This window comes from Bacillus pumilus, from assembly GCF_024498355.1.
Classification (GTDB): Bacteria; Bacillota; Bacilli; order Bacillales; family Bacillaceae; genus Bacillus; species Bacillus pumilus_P.
Genome location: NZ_CP101833.1, coordinates 482,060 through 497,203 on the forward strand (window position 1 = coordinate 482,060; position 15,144 = coordinate 497,203).

Consider the following 15,144-nt stretch of genomic DNA (forward strand, 5'->3'; position numbering starts at 1 on the left):
ATCTTTCATTAATACTGATTTGGATCATGCTCCTATACCATATGTTTCTGATGCAGGGCGGCTTTCAGCACTATCTAACCTACGAAAAAGTGCTGCCTAAATGGACGAAACAAGGGAAAGAGCTGCCGACAGTCAGCATCCTTATTCCTGCTCATAATGAAGAGGTGGTCATTCGGCAAACGTTAAAAGCCATGGTTCAGCTATCCTATCCAAAACATCTTCTTGAAATCATTGTAATTAATGACAATTCCTCTGATCGCACAGGAGACATCGTACAATCATTCAGTGAGCAATATGATCATGTCCATATGATTGAAACGAAGCCGCCATTTGCAGGAAAGGGGAAATCCTCTGCACTGAATGAAGGCTTGAAGGCTTCTACAGGAGAAATGATTTGTGTATATGATGCAGATAACACGCCTGAACAAAAGGCTGTCTATCATTTAGTTCTTGGGTTATTGAATGATCCAAAAGCTGGCGCTGTTGTCGGGAAATTCAGGGTCATCAATGCAGCCAAAAACCTGCTTACCAAATTTATTAATATTGAGACCATCTGCTTTCAATGGATGGCGCAGGGCGGGAGATGGAAGTGGTTTGGCATTGCGACAATACCAGGCACAAACTTCGCGATCCGCCGGCACATCTTGGAAGAGCTTGGAGGCTGGGATGTGCATGCTTTGGCCGAGGACACCGAATTAACGATCCGTGTATATAACCTTGGATATATAATTCGATTTTTCCCTGCTGCGATCACCTGGGAACAAGAGCCTGAGACATGGAAGGTCTGGTGGCGGCAGCGAACGCGCTGGGCTAGAGGCAATCAATATGTTGTACTTAAATTTTTAAGGCAGTTTATGAAGCTGAAACGAAAACGAATGATTTTCGATTTATTTTATTTTTTCTTTACGTATTTCTTGTTTTTCTTCGGTGTGCTGCTTTCAAATGGCATATTTATCGTGAACTTATTTGTTGACCTTCACTTATCTGTAGGGGCTGTCGCACTGATTCTATGGGGATTAGCCTTCTTCCTCTTTCTAACAGAAGTGATGATTACATTGAGTATTGAGAAAACAGAGCTGACCAAACAGAACATTCTCATTGTGGCTCTCATGTACTTCACCTATTCTCAAGTATGGATTGCGCTTGTTGTGTACTCCTTATGTGTAGAGGCAAAGAGCCGATTATTGAAACAAGAAGTGAAATGGTACAAAACTGAGCGTTACGATCAACAACAAAAGAAAAGCGGGTGACAAATTGAAATCGGTAAAATGGATAATTTTTATATTGGCATTATCCCTTGCCATTCAGCCTTTTTTCATGGCAGGTCAAGCAATGGCGCAATCAGATCAAGTGCAGGTGAAAGATGATTGGGTACGTTCATCAAAAGGAAGTAAAGCAGAAACGCAGCATCTAACAGAAGATGTGGTGACCTTATACGGACAAGAAGACCGCACTGAATTTTCCTATCAAGTTGAGAAAGAAAAAGTAGAGTCTAGCACTCTTACATTGAATATAGAGGCTTCACCATTACTCATTTCACCATCCTCATTCACTGTTATGGTTGATGGAGAGATTGAAAAGACCATCCCTGTATCAGGGAAAAACCAAAAGAAATCGATTCAAATCAAATTAAACAAAGCGCAATTGAAAAAAGGATCTCATCGGATTCAGCTCGCATTTTACGGTGTCTTAAAAGAAGGTGTGTGTATCAATCAAGAGACACCTGCCAATTGGCTGAAGGTATATCCTGAAAGTAAGCTGGCATTCAAAGGCATTCAAACGAAAGACCTCACATTAGACAGCTTCCCATCACCTTTCATTCAAACAGGTGATCAGAAAGAGCAAACAAATATTGTGCTTCCAAATACACCAGATGAGGCTGAATTAGAAGCAGCCATCAAGGTATACCGTACGTTGAAAAACAAAGACCGCCTAGCGGACATCAAACTCATTCAGGAGAAGGACAGCAAGCAAATCGCGCATCCAACCATTGCTATTGGGGCGAAAAGAAGCTGGGATGGAAGGATCAAATCGATTGAACAAACTGCGAAAATCAAAACAGAAAGTAATCTTCTCACGTTAGCGGTAAGAACCCTGACAGCAAAGAAAAAAGAACAGCCCGTCTTATTTGTCACAGCTGACCAGCCAAGAACAATTGCTGAAAAAATCAATGTTCTCACTCAACCAGAACTGACAGGTCAACTTACTGGTACGGACTTAATGCTTCAAAAGGTCGCAGCTAAAACCTCTAAGCCATCTCACCATATCCGTTTAAAAGATTTTGGCGGAGATGATGTCACTGTTGGGACCAAAAAGACGGCTTCTGATCACTACTATTATCCGAGAGCATTGATTGCTAACCGAAAATCAGGCGCCAAGCTAAATCTGTCATTTAAAAAATCTGATGCAGCGAACAAAGCAGAACGCCTAACTGTTATGATCAATGACGAACCGCACGACGTACCATTAACAAAACTAGGAAACAAAGATGAGAATGGATTCTATCATGTGTCTATTCCAGTCGATTCACACGTACTTCAAAAAAATGAATATATTGATTTGCAATTTGTCACAACTGGTTTTAAAAACATGGAATCCTGCAGACATACGGATGAAGAAGGCTGGATTTTCATTGACAAGAACAGTTCTCTTCAAATTCCAGAAGGAACAACTAGTGATACACCGGATTTAGCTGTATGGCCGCTTCCTTTCACTTCAAAGGCTCAGCAAGAAAAAACATTGATCATCATGCCGGATCAAATCAACCGTGAAACGATCAATCAACTGGCGATGCTCACAGAATCATTTAGTCAGCCAGCAGCTGCTCAATATCATTTGATCAAAGCCTCTAATGTGACAAACGAACAATTGAAGAATCACTCTCTCATTTTCATCGGGGGCATTCAAACGTTCTCTCTTTTAAAAGAAAAAGCGAATGATCTGATCGTTCCGACGAAAAAGGAACAATATGATGTATCCTCTTTTGGCATGATCAACGAAACAACTGCTCGTATTGTATGGACGCAGCCATCTGTTTGGAATAAAGAACAGACAATGATAGTCTTTTCAGGAATGAATGCAGCTGAAGCTGATGTGTCAAATGAAGTGATTCATTTCCTCCAAACAAATACAGAGACCGCAACAGTTGCGATAGAGAGCAAAAACAAAGACATGTTCTCTAATCATCAAACGATCAGCAGCACATCAAGCAATCTGAAAATAGGTGAAAAACAAAGCAGCAGTGAGTCTTGGATCTACTTTGCATGTATAGCTGCGCTCATCATTTTTGTGCTAGTGATGATTATCTATTTCTTACGAAAAAACCGCAAAAAGACTGAGTCATAAACGATCAAAAGACCTTGAAAAAATCTCTTTACTTTGGTGTCGAACGGGAGTATGATCTCTTTTATAAAAGACCAATCGCTGAATCATTTCGATGAGCGGGGGAACCAATTGTGGTATAAAAACCACGTGGGGTGAATCCTTTTCAGGTAGGGCAAAGTCTCATGCGCCCGAATCCGTCAGCTAACCTCGTAAGCGTTAAAGAGAGCAAAGACCAACCTGTGATCTAAACAATAGGCACAGGGGCATTCTATTGCCTCTGTGTCTTTTTGGTGATCGATCTTTTGTAACTTAAATCGTCTGACACTAAAGGAGCGGGCATCACATGTACAGTTTGATGAAGCGTATTTTAATTGGTAGACCATTAAAATCACAGGCAGCAGGAGAACAAAAACTATCAAAAATCAAAGCTTTGGCATTATTGTCATCAGACGCATTGTCATCAGTTGCATACGGTACAGAACAAATCTTGATTGTTCTATCAGTCGTCAGTGCGGCAGCGTTTTGGTACTCACTCCCGATTGCAGGTTGTGTATTCATTCTTTTAATGGCGTTAATTCTATCTTACCGCCAGATTATCTATGCTTATCCAGAAGGCGGCGGGGCATATGTCGTCTCTAGCAGGAACTTAGGTGAAAAACCAGGGCTGATCGCTGGTGGATCATTGCTGGTAGATTATATTTTGACTGTAGCAGTGAGCATTTCAGCGGGTACCGATGCCATCACATCAGCTTTTCCAGCACTATATCCATATCACGTCTTGATTTCAATTGTATTGGTCATAGTGATTATGGTGCTCAACCTTCGTGGGTTGACGGAATCGGCATCTATTCTGGCTTATCCTGTATACCTGTTTGTATTTTCACTTCTCATTTTAATTGGAGTCGGCGGCTTTAAACTATTAACAGGGCAAGTGCCGCCAGCACCTGAGCATACAGCATTTGGCACACATGTGTCAGGCATTACATTATTTCTTTTATTAAAAGCATTTTCGTCTGGCTGTTCTGCTCTGACTGGAGTAGAAGCCATTTCAAATACGATTCCATCCTTTAGAAAACCAGCTGCACAAAATGCAGCGAGAACATTACTGATGATGGGGGGATTACTGGCCGTTCTCTTTTTAGGTGTGACACTGCTTGCATTTGGTTTTGGCATCTCGCCAAAACCAGAAGAAACGGTTGTGTCACAAATTGCATCAGACACATTTGGACGTACGTTTTTCTATTATGTTATTCAGGCTGTCACGGCGTTAATTTTGATATTAGCGGCAAATACCGGCTTTTCAGCCTTTCCTTTATTGGCTGTCAACTTAGCAAAAGATAAATATATGCCGCGCATGTTTACAGTAAGAGGAGATCGACTTGGTTACTCCAATGGCATTATCTTTTTAGGCGTAGCCTCCATGCTGCTTATTTGGCTGTTTGATGGGAAAACTGAACACCTGATTCCGTTATATGCTGTTGGTGTATTTATTCCATTTACCTTGTCTCAGACCGGTATGTGTGTCAAATGGATTCGTGAAAAACCACAGGGCTGGAAAATGAAAATGCCAATTAATATACTGGGAGCACTTATTTCTTTCACGGTTCTCATGATTCTCATTTTGACCAAGTTCCATCTTGTATGGCCAGTTTTTATTTTCATGCCAATCGTTCTATTTATGTTTCATTCCATCAAAAAGCATTACCTGTCTGTAGGAGAACAACTACGTTTATTGAATGAAACAGAGCCTGTTGAGATCAAAGGAAATGTGGTCATCGTACCAATAGCAGGTGTAACACGTGTCGTCGAACAATCTGTTCAATATGCAAAATCCTTATCAGAGCAGGTCATAGCGGTTCACGTCTCCTTTGATAAAGAGAAAGACAAGAGGATTGAAGCAGATTGGGAAAAGCTGAATAGTGATGTGCGTCTTGTGATTTTACATTCGTCTTATCGAAGTCTCACTCACCCTCTTGATAAATTTCTTGAAACGATTGAGGCAAAAGCAAATGCGCATCAATACAAAGTGATGGTGCTCGTGCCTCAATTTATCCCGAAAAAAAGATGGCATACCATCTTGCATAATCAATCTGCTTTTTTATTAAGATTCCGTTTGTTATGGAAGCGGGATATTATTGTCGCCACCCTTCCATATCATTTTAAAAAGTAACAGGAGCAAGTTGAAACGTTTGACCAAAAGGGTGCGGTGGTATGGAGTAAGAAAAAAGGAGTTTTCTCACATGCCGCAAAGAACCGCAGGAAAAGAAGTAACAGCGCTACTGGAAGAGTGGGGCGTGAAACATATTTATGGAATGCCCGGCGACAGTATAAACGAATTGATTGAAGAACTAAGGCATGAATCAAGCCAAATACAATTCATACAAACGAGACACGAAGAAGTGGCAGCACTTTCAGCAGCAGCTGATGCCAAACTAACTGGTAAACTCGGTGTTTGCTTATCAATTGCTGGACCAGGTGCTGTCCACTTATTAAATGGACTATATGATGCAAAAGCAGATGGTGCCCCCGTTTTAGCGATTGCAGGGCAGGTTGCTTCGACCGAAGTAGGCAGAGACGCATTTCAAGAAATCAAATTAGAGCGGATGTTTGACGACGTAGCTGTTTTCAATCAGCAGGTACAAACAGCAGAGGCTATGCCAGACTTATTAAATCAAGCCATCAAAGCAGCTTATACTCATAAAGGCGTGGCGGTTCTCACTGTATCAGATGATTTATTTTCTCAAAAAATTAAGCGTAAACCTGTTTATACATCCCCTCTTTATGTAGAGGGGGAGGTGAGGCCAAAGAAAGATCAACTGTTAAAGGCTGCTCAGCTCATTAACAATGCGAAGAAGCCAGTCATCTTAGCAGGTAAAGGATTAAGAAATGCGAAAGAAGAGCTTCTTTCATTTGCAGAAAAGGCTGCTGCACCTATCGTAATCACACTTCCTGCAAAAGGAATTGTTCCAGATAGGCATCCGTACTTCTTAGGAAACCTAGGTCAAATTGGAACGAAGCCGGCATATGAAGCGATGGAAGAATGTGATCTCTTAATCATGCTTGGAACCTCCTTCCCATATAGGGACTACTTACCGGAGGATATACCTGCTATTCAATTGGACATAAAGCCAGATCAAATTGGTAAAAGGTATCCGGTAGAAGTGGGAATAGTAAGTGACAGCAAAAGTGGTTTGCATGAATTGACCTCCTATATTGAATACAAAGAGCAGCGTGGTTTTCTTGAAGCTTGCACAGAGCATATGATGAAGTGGCGAGAAGAAATGGATAAGGAAAAATCCGTTGCAACATCACCACTTAAACCCCAGCAAGTCATCGCTAGATTAGAAGAAGCAGTCGAAGACGATGCCATTCTTTCAGTTGATGTCGGTAATGTGACTGTATGGATGGCACGTCATTTCGAAATGAAAAAACAAGATTTTATTATTTCAAGTTGGCTTGCAACAATGGGCTGTGGTTTACCTGGGGCGATTTCAGCTAAGTTAAACGAACCGAACCGCCAAGCCATTGCTGTCTGTGGTGACGGAGGCTTCACAATGGTCATGCAAGACTTCGTCACAGCTGTAAAGTATAACCTGCCGATCGTTGTCGTGATCTTAAACAACAACAATCTTGGAATGATTGAATATGAACAACAGGTAAAGGGAAACATCAATTACGGTATAGCGCTAGAAGATATTGACTTTGCAAAATTTGCAGAAGCATGTGGCGGCAAAGGAATCTCAGTGTCATCACATGAAGAACTTGCACCAGCCTTTGATACAGCACTTCAATCGGATAAACCAGTCATTATTGATGTCGCTGTAACCAATGAACCGCCATTACCTGGGAAAATTACGTATACACAAGCAGCAGGCTTTAGTAAGTACTTATTGAAAAAATTCTTTGAAAAAGGTGAACTGGATATCCCTCCACTCAAGAAAAGTCTAAAGCGCTTTTTCTAAACACACCGTAGTCGGTCCTCTGAAAAGGGGGCTGACTTTTTTTGTGATGAAGAAGCAAAATCATTTCAATTGTCACTTGTTTTATTTTCTCTAAAAATATCCGGTGATTATTTTTGTAACTTATAGCCTATTTTTCCAATTAGATGAGAAAGGTAAAATAGACTTTATGATCAATAATGGAGGGAGTGACTTTTTCTGGGCAAGATACTTGATGCAAAAGCACTAACAAGTGCCATGGATACAAGGGCAAAACATTATCAGGCACTCCGTGAAGAAATGACTGATTTGAAAAAAGCCTTACAGGGCGTGGCAAACCTTGGTGATGATTTCACTGGAAAAGGCGCCGATAACATTAAAAGCTTTTATAAAGAACTAGCTGGAAATGTAGACATGTTTATCAGTTTCATTGATAAGCAAAAAGCCTTTCATGAAGGTGTTTCTGGTACACTTGATGATACGAGCTTTGGCGGCGATACCTTTGTGGAGGAACACTTTTTAGATAACGCTGTTCACATGGGAATCAAAAATGCCAAAAGCATTGTAAAAGATCAAAAAAAGGCACTTAAAACCATTTTTCAAGACATTGATGACCTCATTTCTTTGGAGGTATTTGATAGCAAAACATTTGATGAAAAGATCGAAGATGCAGAAGACGAACGGAAAAAGACGGTTAAAGATTTGATAGAGCTTGATCAAAATTTAAAAGATGAATATGCTTTGTCAGAGACAGAACAGAAGGCTACAATGGCATTGTACGCAGAAATGATGAATGCGACAAATGACGGAAAATCCATTTCGCCTATGAATTTTGACAAGAAAGCGTATCAAAATAGTGAAATTTACAAGGCAAAAAGCGATATTGAGAAGCAAACTACTGAATATCTTAAAATTAAAGAAGAACAAGAAGAAGCCCGCGAGATCGCGAAAGAACAAGAAGCACTCGCAAATCGTCCTTGGTATGAAAAAGCCCTCGATTATGGCGGAAATATCGTCAATGAACTGACAGGCGTAAACGATGCAAAACGTGCCGCCACCGGTGTAGACCCGATCACAGGAGAACAGCTCACCGCAGGCCAGCGAGTCGCCGCAGGCGGTATGGCCGCAGCAGGCTACATCCCAATCGTCGGCTGGGCAGGCCGTATTTTTAAAGGGGGTAAAGCCGTCTATAAAACCACCCAAGCCACATCAGCCGCAGTCAGAGCAGTCGACATTTACAAGACATCACAAAAGGCCTTTGACGCCTTAAAAACATCCCAAAAAGGCTTATATGGCCTCACCGCAACCAACGGCTTCAGCGAAGCGATTACGGGTCGTGACATGTTTGGAAACAAGGTCTCGAAAGAACAGCAGGAAGCGAGTATGAACGCGGCACTTGGAATGCTTTTACCGTTTGGAGCAAAAGGGTTTCATGGGAAGATGGGGGTTAAGAGTACTGTTAAAAATGTAGATAATGGTACAGTGTGGAAGAATATAAAAATTACTCAACCACTTTATGAAGGTACAAAAATCCCAAAATCCTTTGAATTAGCAACAGCAGGTGGAAAGTTCTGGGTACATCCAAATGGAACAAAACATATGGTCGAGTATATAACAAGAGATGCGACTACACATGGTATGCCGATAAATAGTCAAACTTTATTGTCGAGTTTCCAAAGCTCTGTTAACAATGCTGCTAAGCAAGGAATTAAATATGAAGAAATTATGAAGATAGGTAATTGGGAATTAATATTTAGTAAACCCCGTGGAGACGGATTACTACCAGTAATAAAGCATGCTGTGTATATGCCTTAGAAGGAGACATGATAATGTTAAAAGTAACAGAATATAAAGACAGTCAGCCTATAAATATTGAATATGATCTTTATACACCGATTAATATAGAAATCGGTAGTTGGAATATATCAAAAGAGCCAACGATATATTGGAGAACTGGAGATTTCAAGAAATCTCTAATTGAAATAGGCATAGGGAAATATACAGGCAGCCTTCGTTCAATTACACTAACATTAAGTGAGAATGTACACAAAATGGAAAGTTTGAAATTTGATCTGAAAGATATAAATATGATTAAAGGCGTACCAAATTTTCAAGTAGAAGAATATAATGATACGACCTATATAGACGAAGAAGGTAAATTAGACGTATATATAGGGATAGATAAGGTTTTGATTTCATTTTCAGAAAATGATGCTTTGTCTATTTTACAAAATGATACAGTAGGATTCGCTTTAGATAAAGATGAAGTAGTTTGTGGCATTATAATAAGTGATATGTTAGAACATGAAAAGAAAACATTAGAAGATGCATTGAATTAGATTATTGTGAAATACAAAAAAATTTAACCTTGATTGGCTAAATGCCTTTCAAGGTTTTTGGTGTTTATTTGGCTTCATACCGGAGGAAAAACTTTTCTGTCAGAACCACCGTATGGCGAGCAGCACGAACTGAATATTTTTGTCCAGAAGGGAGAACCTGCGGACGTTAATCGATGAGCACAATATGTCCCTTGATCGGTGTCTTTCCCTTATCAAGAGTGTATCTGACTACGAACAAAGGTGTTCATGAATGTATTCATACGATAGGGACGTTCTGAGCCTAAATAGCAGTTGGTCTACGGCATTGAGGGCAGTTTTTCATTTTATGATCACAAGATTTTTTTCGTTTTTGAAGAATGATTTACTTGAGGTATTAGAGTGTTTATCCAACAGAGAACCATGGCAAGATCATATGATGGGATATGAACTTAACAAGGTCTCAAAAGAACAGCAGGAAGCGAGCATGAACGCGGCGCTTGGAATGCTTCGAAAGGGTTTCATGGAAAGATGGAGGTTAAAAGATCAAGTGGTTTAAGTAAAATACCTGAAAATAGCATTAAACATTCTGATAAAGGAGACTTCACAACAAACCCTAAAACAGGGGATATTTCAAAATGAAGGGTGGGGCACGGACATAGCAACATAAAATTCTTACAAGAAAATAATATAGAATATAATATAAATAAAGTATATGAGAACGGTGTAAGTGTTCCTGGTCATAAGGTGAAAGCAAAACGAACAGGTTCTAACCAATCATTGTTTCCAGAAAACTGGACAGAATCTGACATTACATCAGCTGTTGCGAAAATTGCTGAATCATCTGATTTTTCTAAAATGGAAAATGGAGTGACTATTTTTGGTGAATATAAAGGAGTAAGGGTTGGAGTTATTAAAACCAATGGAGAAGTAGGAACCATTTTTCCGGATGCTACAAAACAACCATAATTTGGGGATCAATATGGACATTGAAAATAGATTAAAAACGATATTAGATAAAAGAAAAAAGTTAGATTTAAATGATGATTACGGTATACAAAAAAGTTGGGATGAAATAATAGAAGTTCTTGGAGAAAATGAAGAGAGATCATTGCAGTAAAGAAGATTTATATTGGATAAGCGAAGTGTTTGAAGACATATCAGAAGTTTTACAAAGTAAGGAATTAATTAAAAGTTTGCGTAGATTGGATAAAAAATATCCTGAATTAGAGATGAAACAAGATATTGATCTAGCAGAAAGCTATATTGAAGACTAAAATTGTAACATTTCCCCCTAATCATAGTGCCTATCTCCACTTAACCGGAAATAATATGTTAAACTAATCCAATCACAACAAAAAAAGGGGGATAAAACATGCTATGGATTTTCACACAAAACCAGCAAAGCTTGGTCCAAGTCAATGAAGTCACAGTACAGGGGAAAAAAATTGAAGGGATCATGGGAAATGATTCTTGGACAAAGATACTCGGCAAGTATGACTCAAATGATCGAGCAGCAGAGATCCTTCAAGACATTGTGAAGACGATTGAAGAAAATCAAGGTGCATCTATTACATACCGAATGCCACATCAATAATAAAGAAACCACCTTTCCATCGTGAAAAGGTGGTTTTTGTTTATGATGGTGTTTTTGTAAAGGCCAAGAATAAAGGAATGCCTGTGCCGACAAGTGTTGTGGCAAAAAGGAACATACCGCAAATGAATAGAAAATGACTGGCTGAAAAGACGAGCGCCAGAATCAGAAAAACGATACTCAGTCCTGCCATGCTGTATGATGGGACAAAACGGCGTTTGTATGTGGATTTCTTTGTTAAAAATGAGAAGAAAATGCCAAATAATAAAGGGACAATCCATAAGTAAAATAAAATAATAAGAGACATACATCATACCTCGATTTTTCCTTCTATTTTATCAGATGCCGATCACAACGGATACCATAAAGCTTCACTTTGTAAAATCATTCATGTAATTGACACAATTAAGTGGACTGATTCATCGAATGCGCTTTTTGTTCCATATATTCAGGCTGTAAAAGTGCGTACACACAATGATCGGTAAAGCGGTCGCCCAGCCATTCACATTGTCTTAAAATGCCTTCAAGAGAGAAGGATAATCGCTCTGCGATGCGTCTGCTCTTCTGATTATCGACAGCGGCCCTGATTTCAATGCGGTGCAGTCCGCACTCTTCAAATAAATATTGAATGACGGCTTTACACGCTTTTGTCATGATGCCTTTTCCTTGGTAGCCTTCTCCGAGCCAATAGCCAATGGAAACGGTTCGGTTGATCCAATGAATCTGGTGGGTGCCAATGATGCCGACGAGTTCTCCATGTGACCATATGCCGGCTTGAAAGCCGTTGTTCTGCAAGGCTTGCTGCATTGCGCCTTGAATAAACGCCATGCTGTCTTCTTCTGTTTGCGTTGTATCCACCCAAAGCATCCATTCACGTAAGTGCTCTCTTGACCGCTGGATGAGCAGATACAAACTTCTTGCGTCTCTAGGCTCAAGCAGCCGCATGGATAGATCTTGATCCTGATAAAAAAACATGTGACCACATCCTCTCAGGGAAAATTCTACCATAACCAAATGGAAAGAAAAAGACAGCATCATCACTGTCTTTTACATAAACGTATTCACAATTAAAAAGAGATTAAGTGCTACAACAAGAGCTGCTATCACCCAAGATATTCCTGTCACCCAGCGTGCATTCGTCAATTCGCCCATAATTCGTTTTTTACTTGTAAACAAAATGAGCGGAATTAAAGCAAAGGCTATACCAAAAGATAGTACCACCTGACTCATCACAAGCGCAGATGTTGGGTTCACCCCAGATGCGATGATCGCAATAGGGGGAATGATGGTAATCAGCCGGCGTACATACAGCGGGATGCGGTATTGAATAAATCCCTGCATAATAATATCGCCTGACAGTGTACCGACAGAAGAGCTGGAAAGCCCGGCTACAAGCAGACCTACACCAAATAAGATGGCTGATACAGGACCTGCGAGTGTACCAAAATGCTGAAACGCAACATCCAGATCCTCAACAAAGAGACCATTTTTATAAAATAAAGCGGCTGCTACAATCAACATGCTGGCATTGATGGCCCCAGCGACTAGCATGGCAATAAGGATGTCTAAAAACTCAAAGCGAAAAATTTGTTTTTTCTCTTTTTCTGTTCTGCCGACGACTCGTCTTTGGGTTAAAGCTGAATGTAAATAAATTGCGTGCGGCATCACAGTGGCACCTAAAATGCCAGCTGCAAGCAGCACACTATCTGTTCCATCAAACCTCGGAATGAAAAGTCCGCCTGCAACACTTGCGATATCTGGCTTTGCGACAAAGGTTTGCACAGCAAAAGCGATCACTACAACGAACAGCATACCAGTGATGCCTGCTTCTAATGCTCGATATCCCCGTCTTTGCAGCTCTAAAATCGCAAATGATCCGATGGCTGCAATAATTGATGCTTCAAGCAGGGGGATACGAAAGAGTAAGTATAAACCAAGTGCAGCCCCGATAAACTCAGCTAAATCTGTGGCAATTATCACGAGCTCACCCTGAATCCATAAACCGATGGAGACGGGCTTTGGAAACTCTTCACGTGCGATTTCAGGTAAATTTTTACCTGTCGCTATTCCAAGCTTTGCGGACAAGGATTGGATAAGCAAAGCCATGAGATTCGATATGAGAATGACCCATAAGAGAAGATACCCGTATTTTGAGCCAGCAGCAATGTTGGTGGCGAAATTCCCTGGGTCAATATAAGCAATAGCTGCGATAAAAGCAGGGCCGAGAAAAGGAAGGAGCCTTCTAAATCCTTTGACCTTTCCTTCAAGTGCACGCTCAGCAGCCGCTGACATGTGTGCCTGTGCCTCGATGTATTTGTTTGTCATATGTCATCACCTAGATTCTAAAAAGTTTTGCTTGGGCACAAAAAGTTTCCTTGATGCAATTTTTAATCATCATATGCCCATCTTCATGAAAAGTCAACTATCTGAACTAATAGGTTTGTTTATCATATGTAAGTGAAAAAAATAGATGCAATGTCAATCAATACATAAAAAAACACCGCCTCTTAGGCGGTGCCAGCGTGTAGACAAACCCTCGCATTCGTTGTCAGTCCTGCGCGCCGGTGCTCACGAATGTCAATTCGCTCCGCTCCGGTACTCGTCCTTCCTAGACTGCAAAGGTTTTCATTCACGCTGAAAAGAAGACAAAGAGCTAAAATCAAGATCATTTTAGCCCTTTGCTTCCTCTGTTTTCGTTTTTTTTAAGAAACCCTTGATCCAACACTGCGGAAGATCAGGCTTAAAATAATAACAAAAATAGCTGCTCCTAAGATCGCTGGAATGATCGCAAAGCCTGCAATACTAGGACCCCACGTTCCAAGTAATCCATGACCAATCCAAGCGCCTGCAAGCCCGGCAATCATTGAACCGATCCATCCTCCTGGTACACTACCTCCAGCGAGTGCACTGCCGATGAGGCCAATGACAATCGCCACAACTAATGAAATAAGAAATCCTAACATGTTGATCACTCCTCTTTTGATTGTTTATTAAGCAATAACCGTTTTGAAAGGGTTTAAAACCTCTCGGAACCGCTTCGATGTTTGATACGTATGATGGACAAGGATTGTGTATAATAACAGACAAATACTTCAACGGCATCTAAGGAGGAAATGGTATGGAGGAAAGAGATTGGCTAAAAGCGCAATTAAAGGAGATTGAAAAATGGGAGAAAGAACAGCAGAAGGCGTGGTTTTGGGAGAAACTCAGCCGGCTTCCATTTCAAATGCTGGACAAGCTGACTCCTGCCTTTATTCAGAAAAAAATTGGTGTTCTACTTGATGAAATGGGGCATTACATCCAATCAGGCGGCGCCTATTTGACATCAGAAAAAGGCATCATCCATCAATTTCAAAAGAAATGTGCTGACGAATCGATTCAGTGCATAGAAGATATTGAAAAAGCCCCTCTTGAAGTCATGGATGCCATTAGTGAACATATGGGGAAAAACAGAACGAATCTCGCCACGATGCAAGGTGCGACAACAGGTGTCGGCGGCATGTTTACATTAGCGGCAGATATTCCTGCGGTGCTGGGCCTCTCCTTAAAAACATTACAGGATATTGCCGTCACCTATGGCTATGATCCTAAAAACAAGGAAGAACGGGTATTTATCATTAAATGTTTACAGCTGAACTCTGCTGATGTCGTTGGGAAAAAGTCGATACTAAAAGAGCTGAAGAGCTACCGTGCGTCCGAAGGAAAGCACGAAAACATGATCTCTCAAATTCAAGGATGGCGTGAAGTGGTCTATAATTACCGAGATTCGTTTGGCTGGAAGAAGCTGTTTCAGCTTGTCCCAATTGCGGGGATTTTGTTTGGAGCAGTCTCCAATCGCTCGCAGTTAAAGGGAATTGCCGAAACAGGCATGATGCAATATCGAAAGCGCAGAATTTTAACAAGATTACAAGAGCTCACGCAGCAAGAACAGAGTGAGTCGGGTGCATAAAGAAAATCCCTTTTCTCAAAGGGA

At 40.6% G+C, this 15,144-nt stretch carries 12 protein-coding genes, 2 pseudogenes and 1 riboswitch; of the genes and pseudogenes, 10 read left to right on the forward strand and 4 right to left on the reverse strand.

Annotated elements, in window-relative coordinates; genetic code table 11:
• Nucleotides 1-26 precede the first annotated feature (26 nt).
• From NPA43_RS02350 to NPA43_RS02390, 9 genes and pseudogenes are all read left to right on the forward strand, one after another.
• Nucleotides 27-1,250, forward strand: coding sequence for a glycosyltransferase family 2 protein (locus tag NPA43_RS02350; RefSeq protein WP_371930234.1), 1,224 nt, complete (start codon nt 27-29; stop codon nt 1,248-1,250).
• 4 nt (nt 1,251-1,254) lie between these two features.
• A complete protein-coding gene (locus NPA43_RS02355) occupies nt 1,255-3,345 on the forward strand; it encodes a cellulose biosynthesis cyclic di-GMP-binding regulatory protein BcsB (RefSeq protein ID WP_371930218.1) in 2,091 nt (696 codons plus the stop codon).
• 66 nt (nt 3,346-3,411) lie between these two features.
• Nucleotides 3,412-3,555: riboswitch (cyclic di-AMP (ydaO/yuaA leader) on the forward strand.
• 112 nt (nt 3,556-3,667) lie between these two features.
• Nucleotides 3,668-5,494 carry an APC family permease gene (locus tag NPA43_RS02360; protein ID WP_099726006.1) on the forward strand — a complete coding sequence of 609 codons (1,827 nt, stop codon included), beginning with the start codon at nt 3,668-3,670 and terminating at the stop codon, nt 5,492-5,494.
• A 70-nt stretch (nt 5,495-5,564) separates the two neighbouring features.
• On the forward strand, nt 5,565-7,286 hold the full coding sequence (locus tag NPA43_RS02365) for a pyruvate oxidase (protein ID WP_256499319.1): 1,722 nt from the start codon (nt 5,565-5,567) through the stop codon (nt 7,284-7,286).
• A gap of 195 nt (nt 7,287-7,481) precedes the next feature.
• Nucleotides 7,482-9,077, forward strand: a complete 1,596-nt coding sequence (locus NPA43_RS02370) for a ribonuclease YeeF family protein (RefSeq protein ID WP_256499648.1) — start codon at nt 7,482-7,484, stop codon at nt 9,075-9,077.
• Between the two features lie 14 nt (nt 9,078-9,091).
• Nucleotides 9,092-9,601 (forward strand): hypothetical protein, encoded by a 510-nt coding sequence (locus tag NPA43_RS02375; RefSeq protein WP_230031314.1) that lies wholly within the window; start codon nt 9,092-9,094, stop codon nt 9,599-9,601.
• A 430-nt stretch (nt 9,602-10,031) separates the two neighbouring features.
• Nucleotides 10,032-10,546: pseudogene (locus tag NPA43_RS19185) on the forward strand (EndoU domain-containing protein); the annotation flags it as partial.
• Nucleotides 10,547-10,559: 13 nt separating this feature from the next.
• Nucleotides 10,560-10,854: pseudogene (locus tag NPA43_RS02385) on the forward strand (hypothetical protein).
• 98 nt (nt 10,855-10,952) lie between these two features.
• Nucleotides 10,953-11,174, forward strand: a complete 222-nt coding sequence (locus tag NPA43_RS02390) for a hypothetical protein (RefSeq protein WP_099728442.1) — start codon at nt 10,953-10,955, stop codon at nt 11,172-11,174.
• A 40-nt stretch (nt 11,175-11,214) separates the two neighbouring features.
• Here the strand turns inward: NPA43_RS02390 and NPA43_RS02395 are convergent, their stop codons facing one another.
• The 4 genes from NPA43_RS02395 to NPA43_RS02410 form a co-directional block, all read right to left on the reverse strand.
• Nucleotides 11,215-11,478 (reverse strand): response regulator, encoded by a 264-nt coding sequence (locus NPA43_RS02395; protein WP_099728441.1) that lies wholly within the window; start codon nt 11,476-11,478, stop codon nt 11,215-11,217.
• A gap of 98 nt (nt 11,479-11,576) precedes the next feature.
• Nucleotides 11,577-12,146, reverse strand: coding sequence for a GNAT family N-acetyltransferase (locus NPA43_RS02400; protein WP_099728440.1), 570 nt, complete (start codon nt 12,144-12,146; stop codon nt 11,577-11,579).
• A 72-nt stretch (nt 12,147-12,218) separates the two neighbouring features.
• The gene (locus tag NPA43_RS02405; RefSeq protein ID WP_099728439.1) at nt 12,219-13,496 is read right to left on the reverse strand and encodes an Nramp family divalent metal transporter; all 1,278 of its coding nucleotides are present in this window, start codon (nt 13,494-13,496) and stop codon (nt 12,219-12,221) included.
• 377 nt (nt 13,497-13,873) lie between these two features.
• Nucleotides 13,874-14,134 (reverse strand): GlsB/YeaQ/YmgE family stress response membrane protein, encoded by a 261-nt coding sequence (locus tag NPA43_RS02410; RefSeq protein ID WP_099728438.1) that lies wholly within the window; start codon nt 14,132-14,134, stop codon nt 13,874-13,876.
• A 155-nt stretch (nt 14,135-14,289) separates the two neighbouring features.
• Here NPA43_RS02410 and NPA43_RS02415 point away from each other — a divergent pair, with 155 nt between their 5' ends.
• Nucleotides 14,290-15,120, forward strand: a complete 831-nt coding sequence (locus tag NPA43_RS02415) for an EcsC family protein (protein WP_249705345.1) — start codon at nt 14,290-14,292, stop codon at nt 15,118-15,120.
• Nucleotides 15,121-15,144 lie beyond the last annotated feature (24 nt).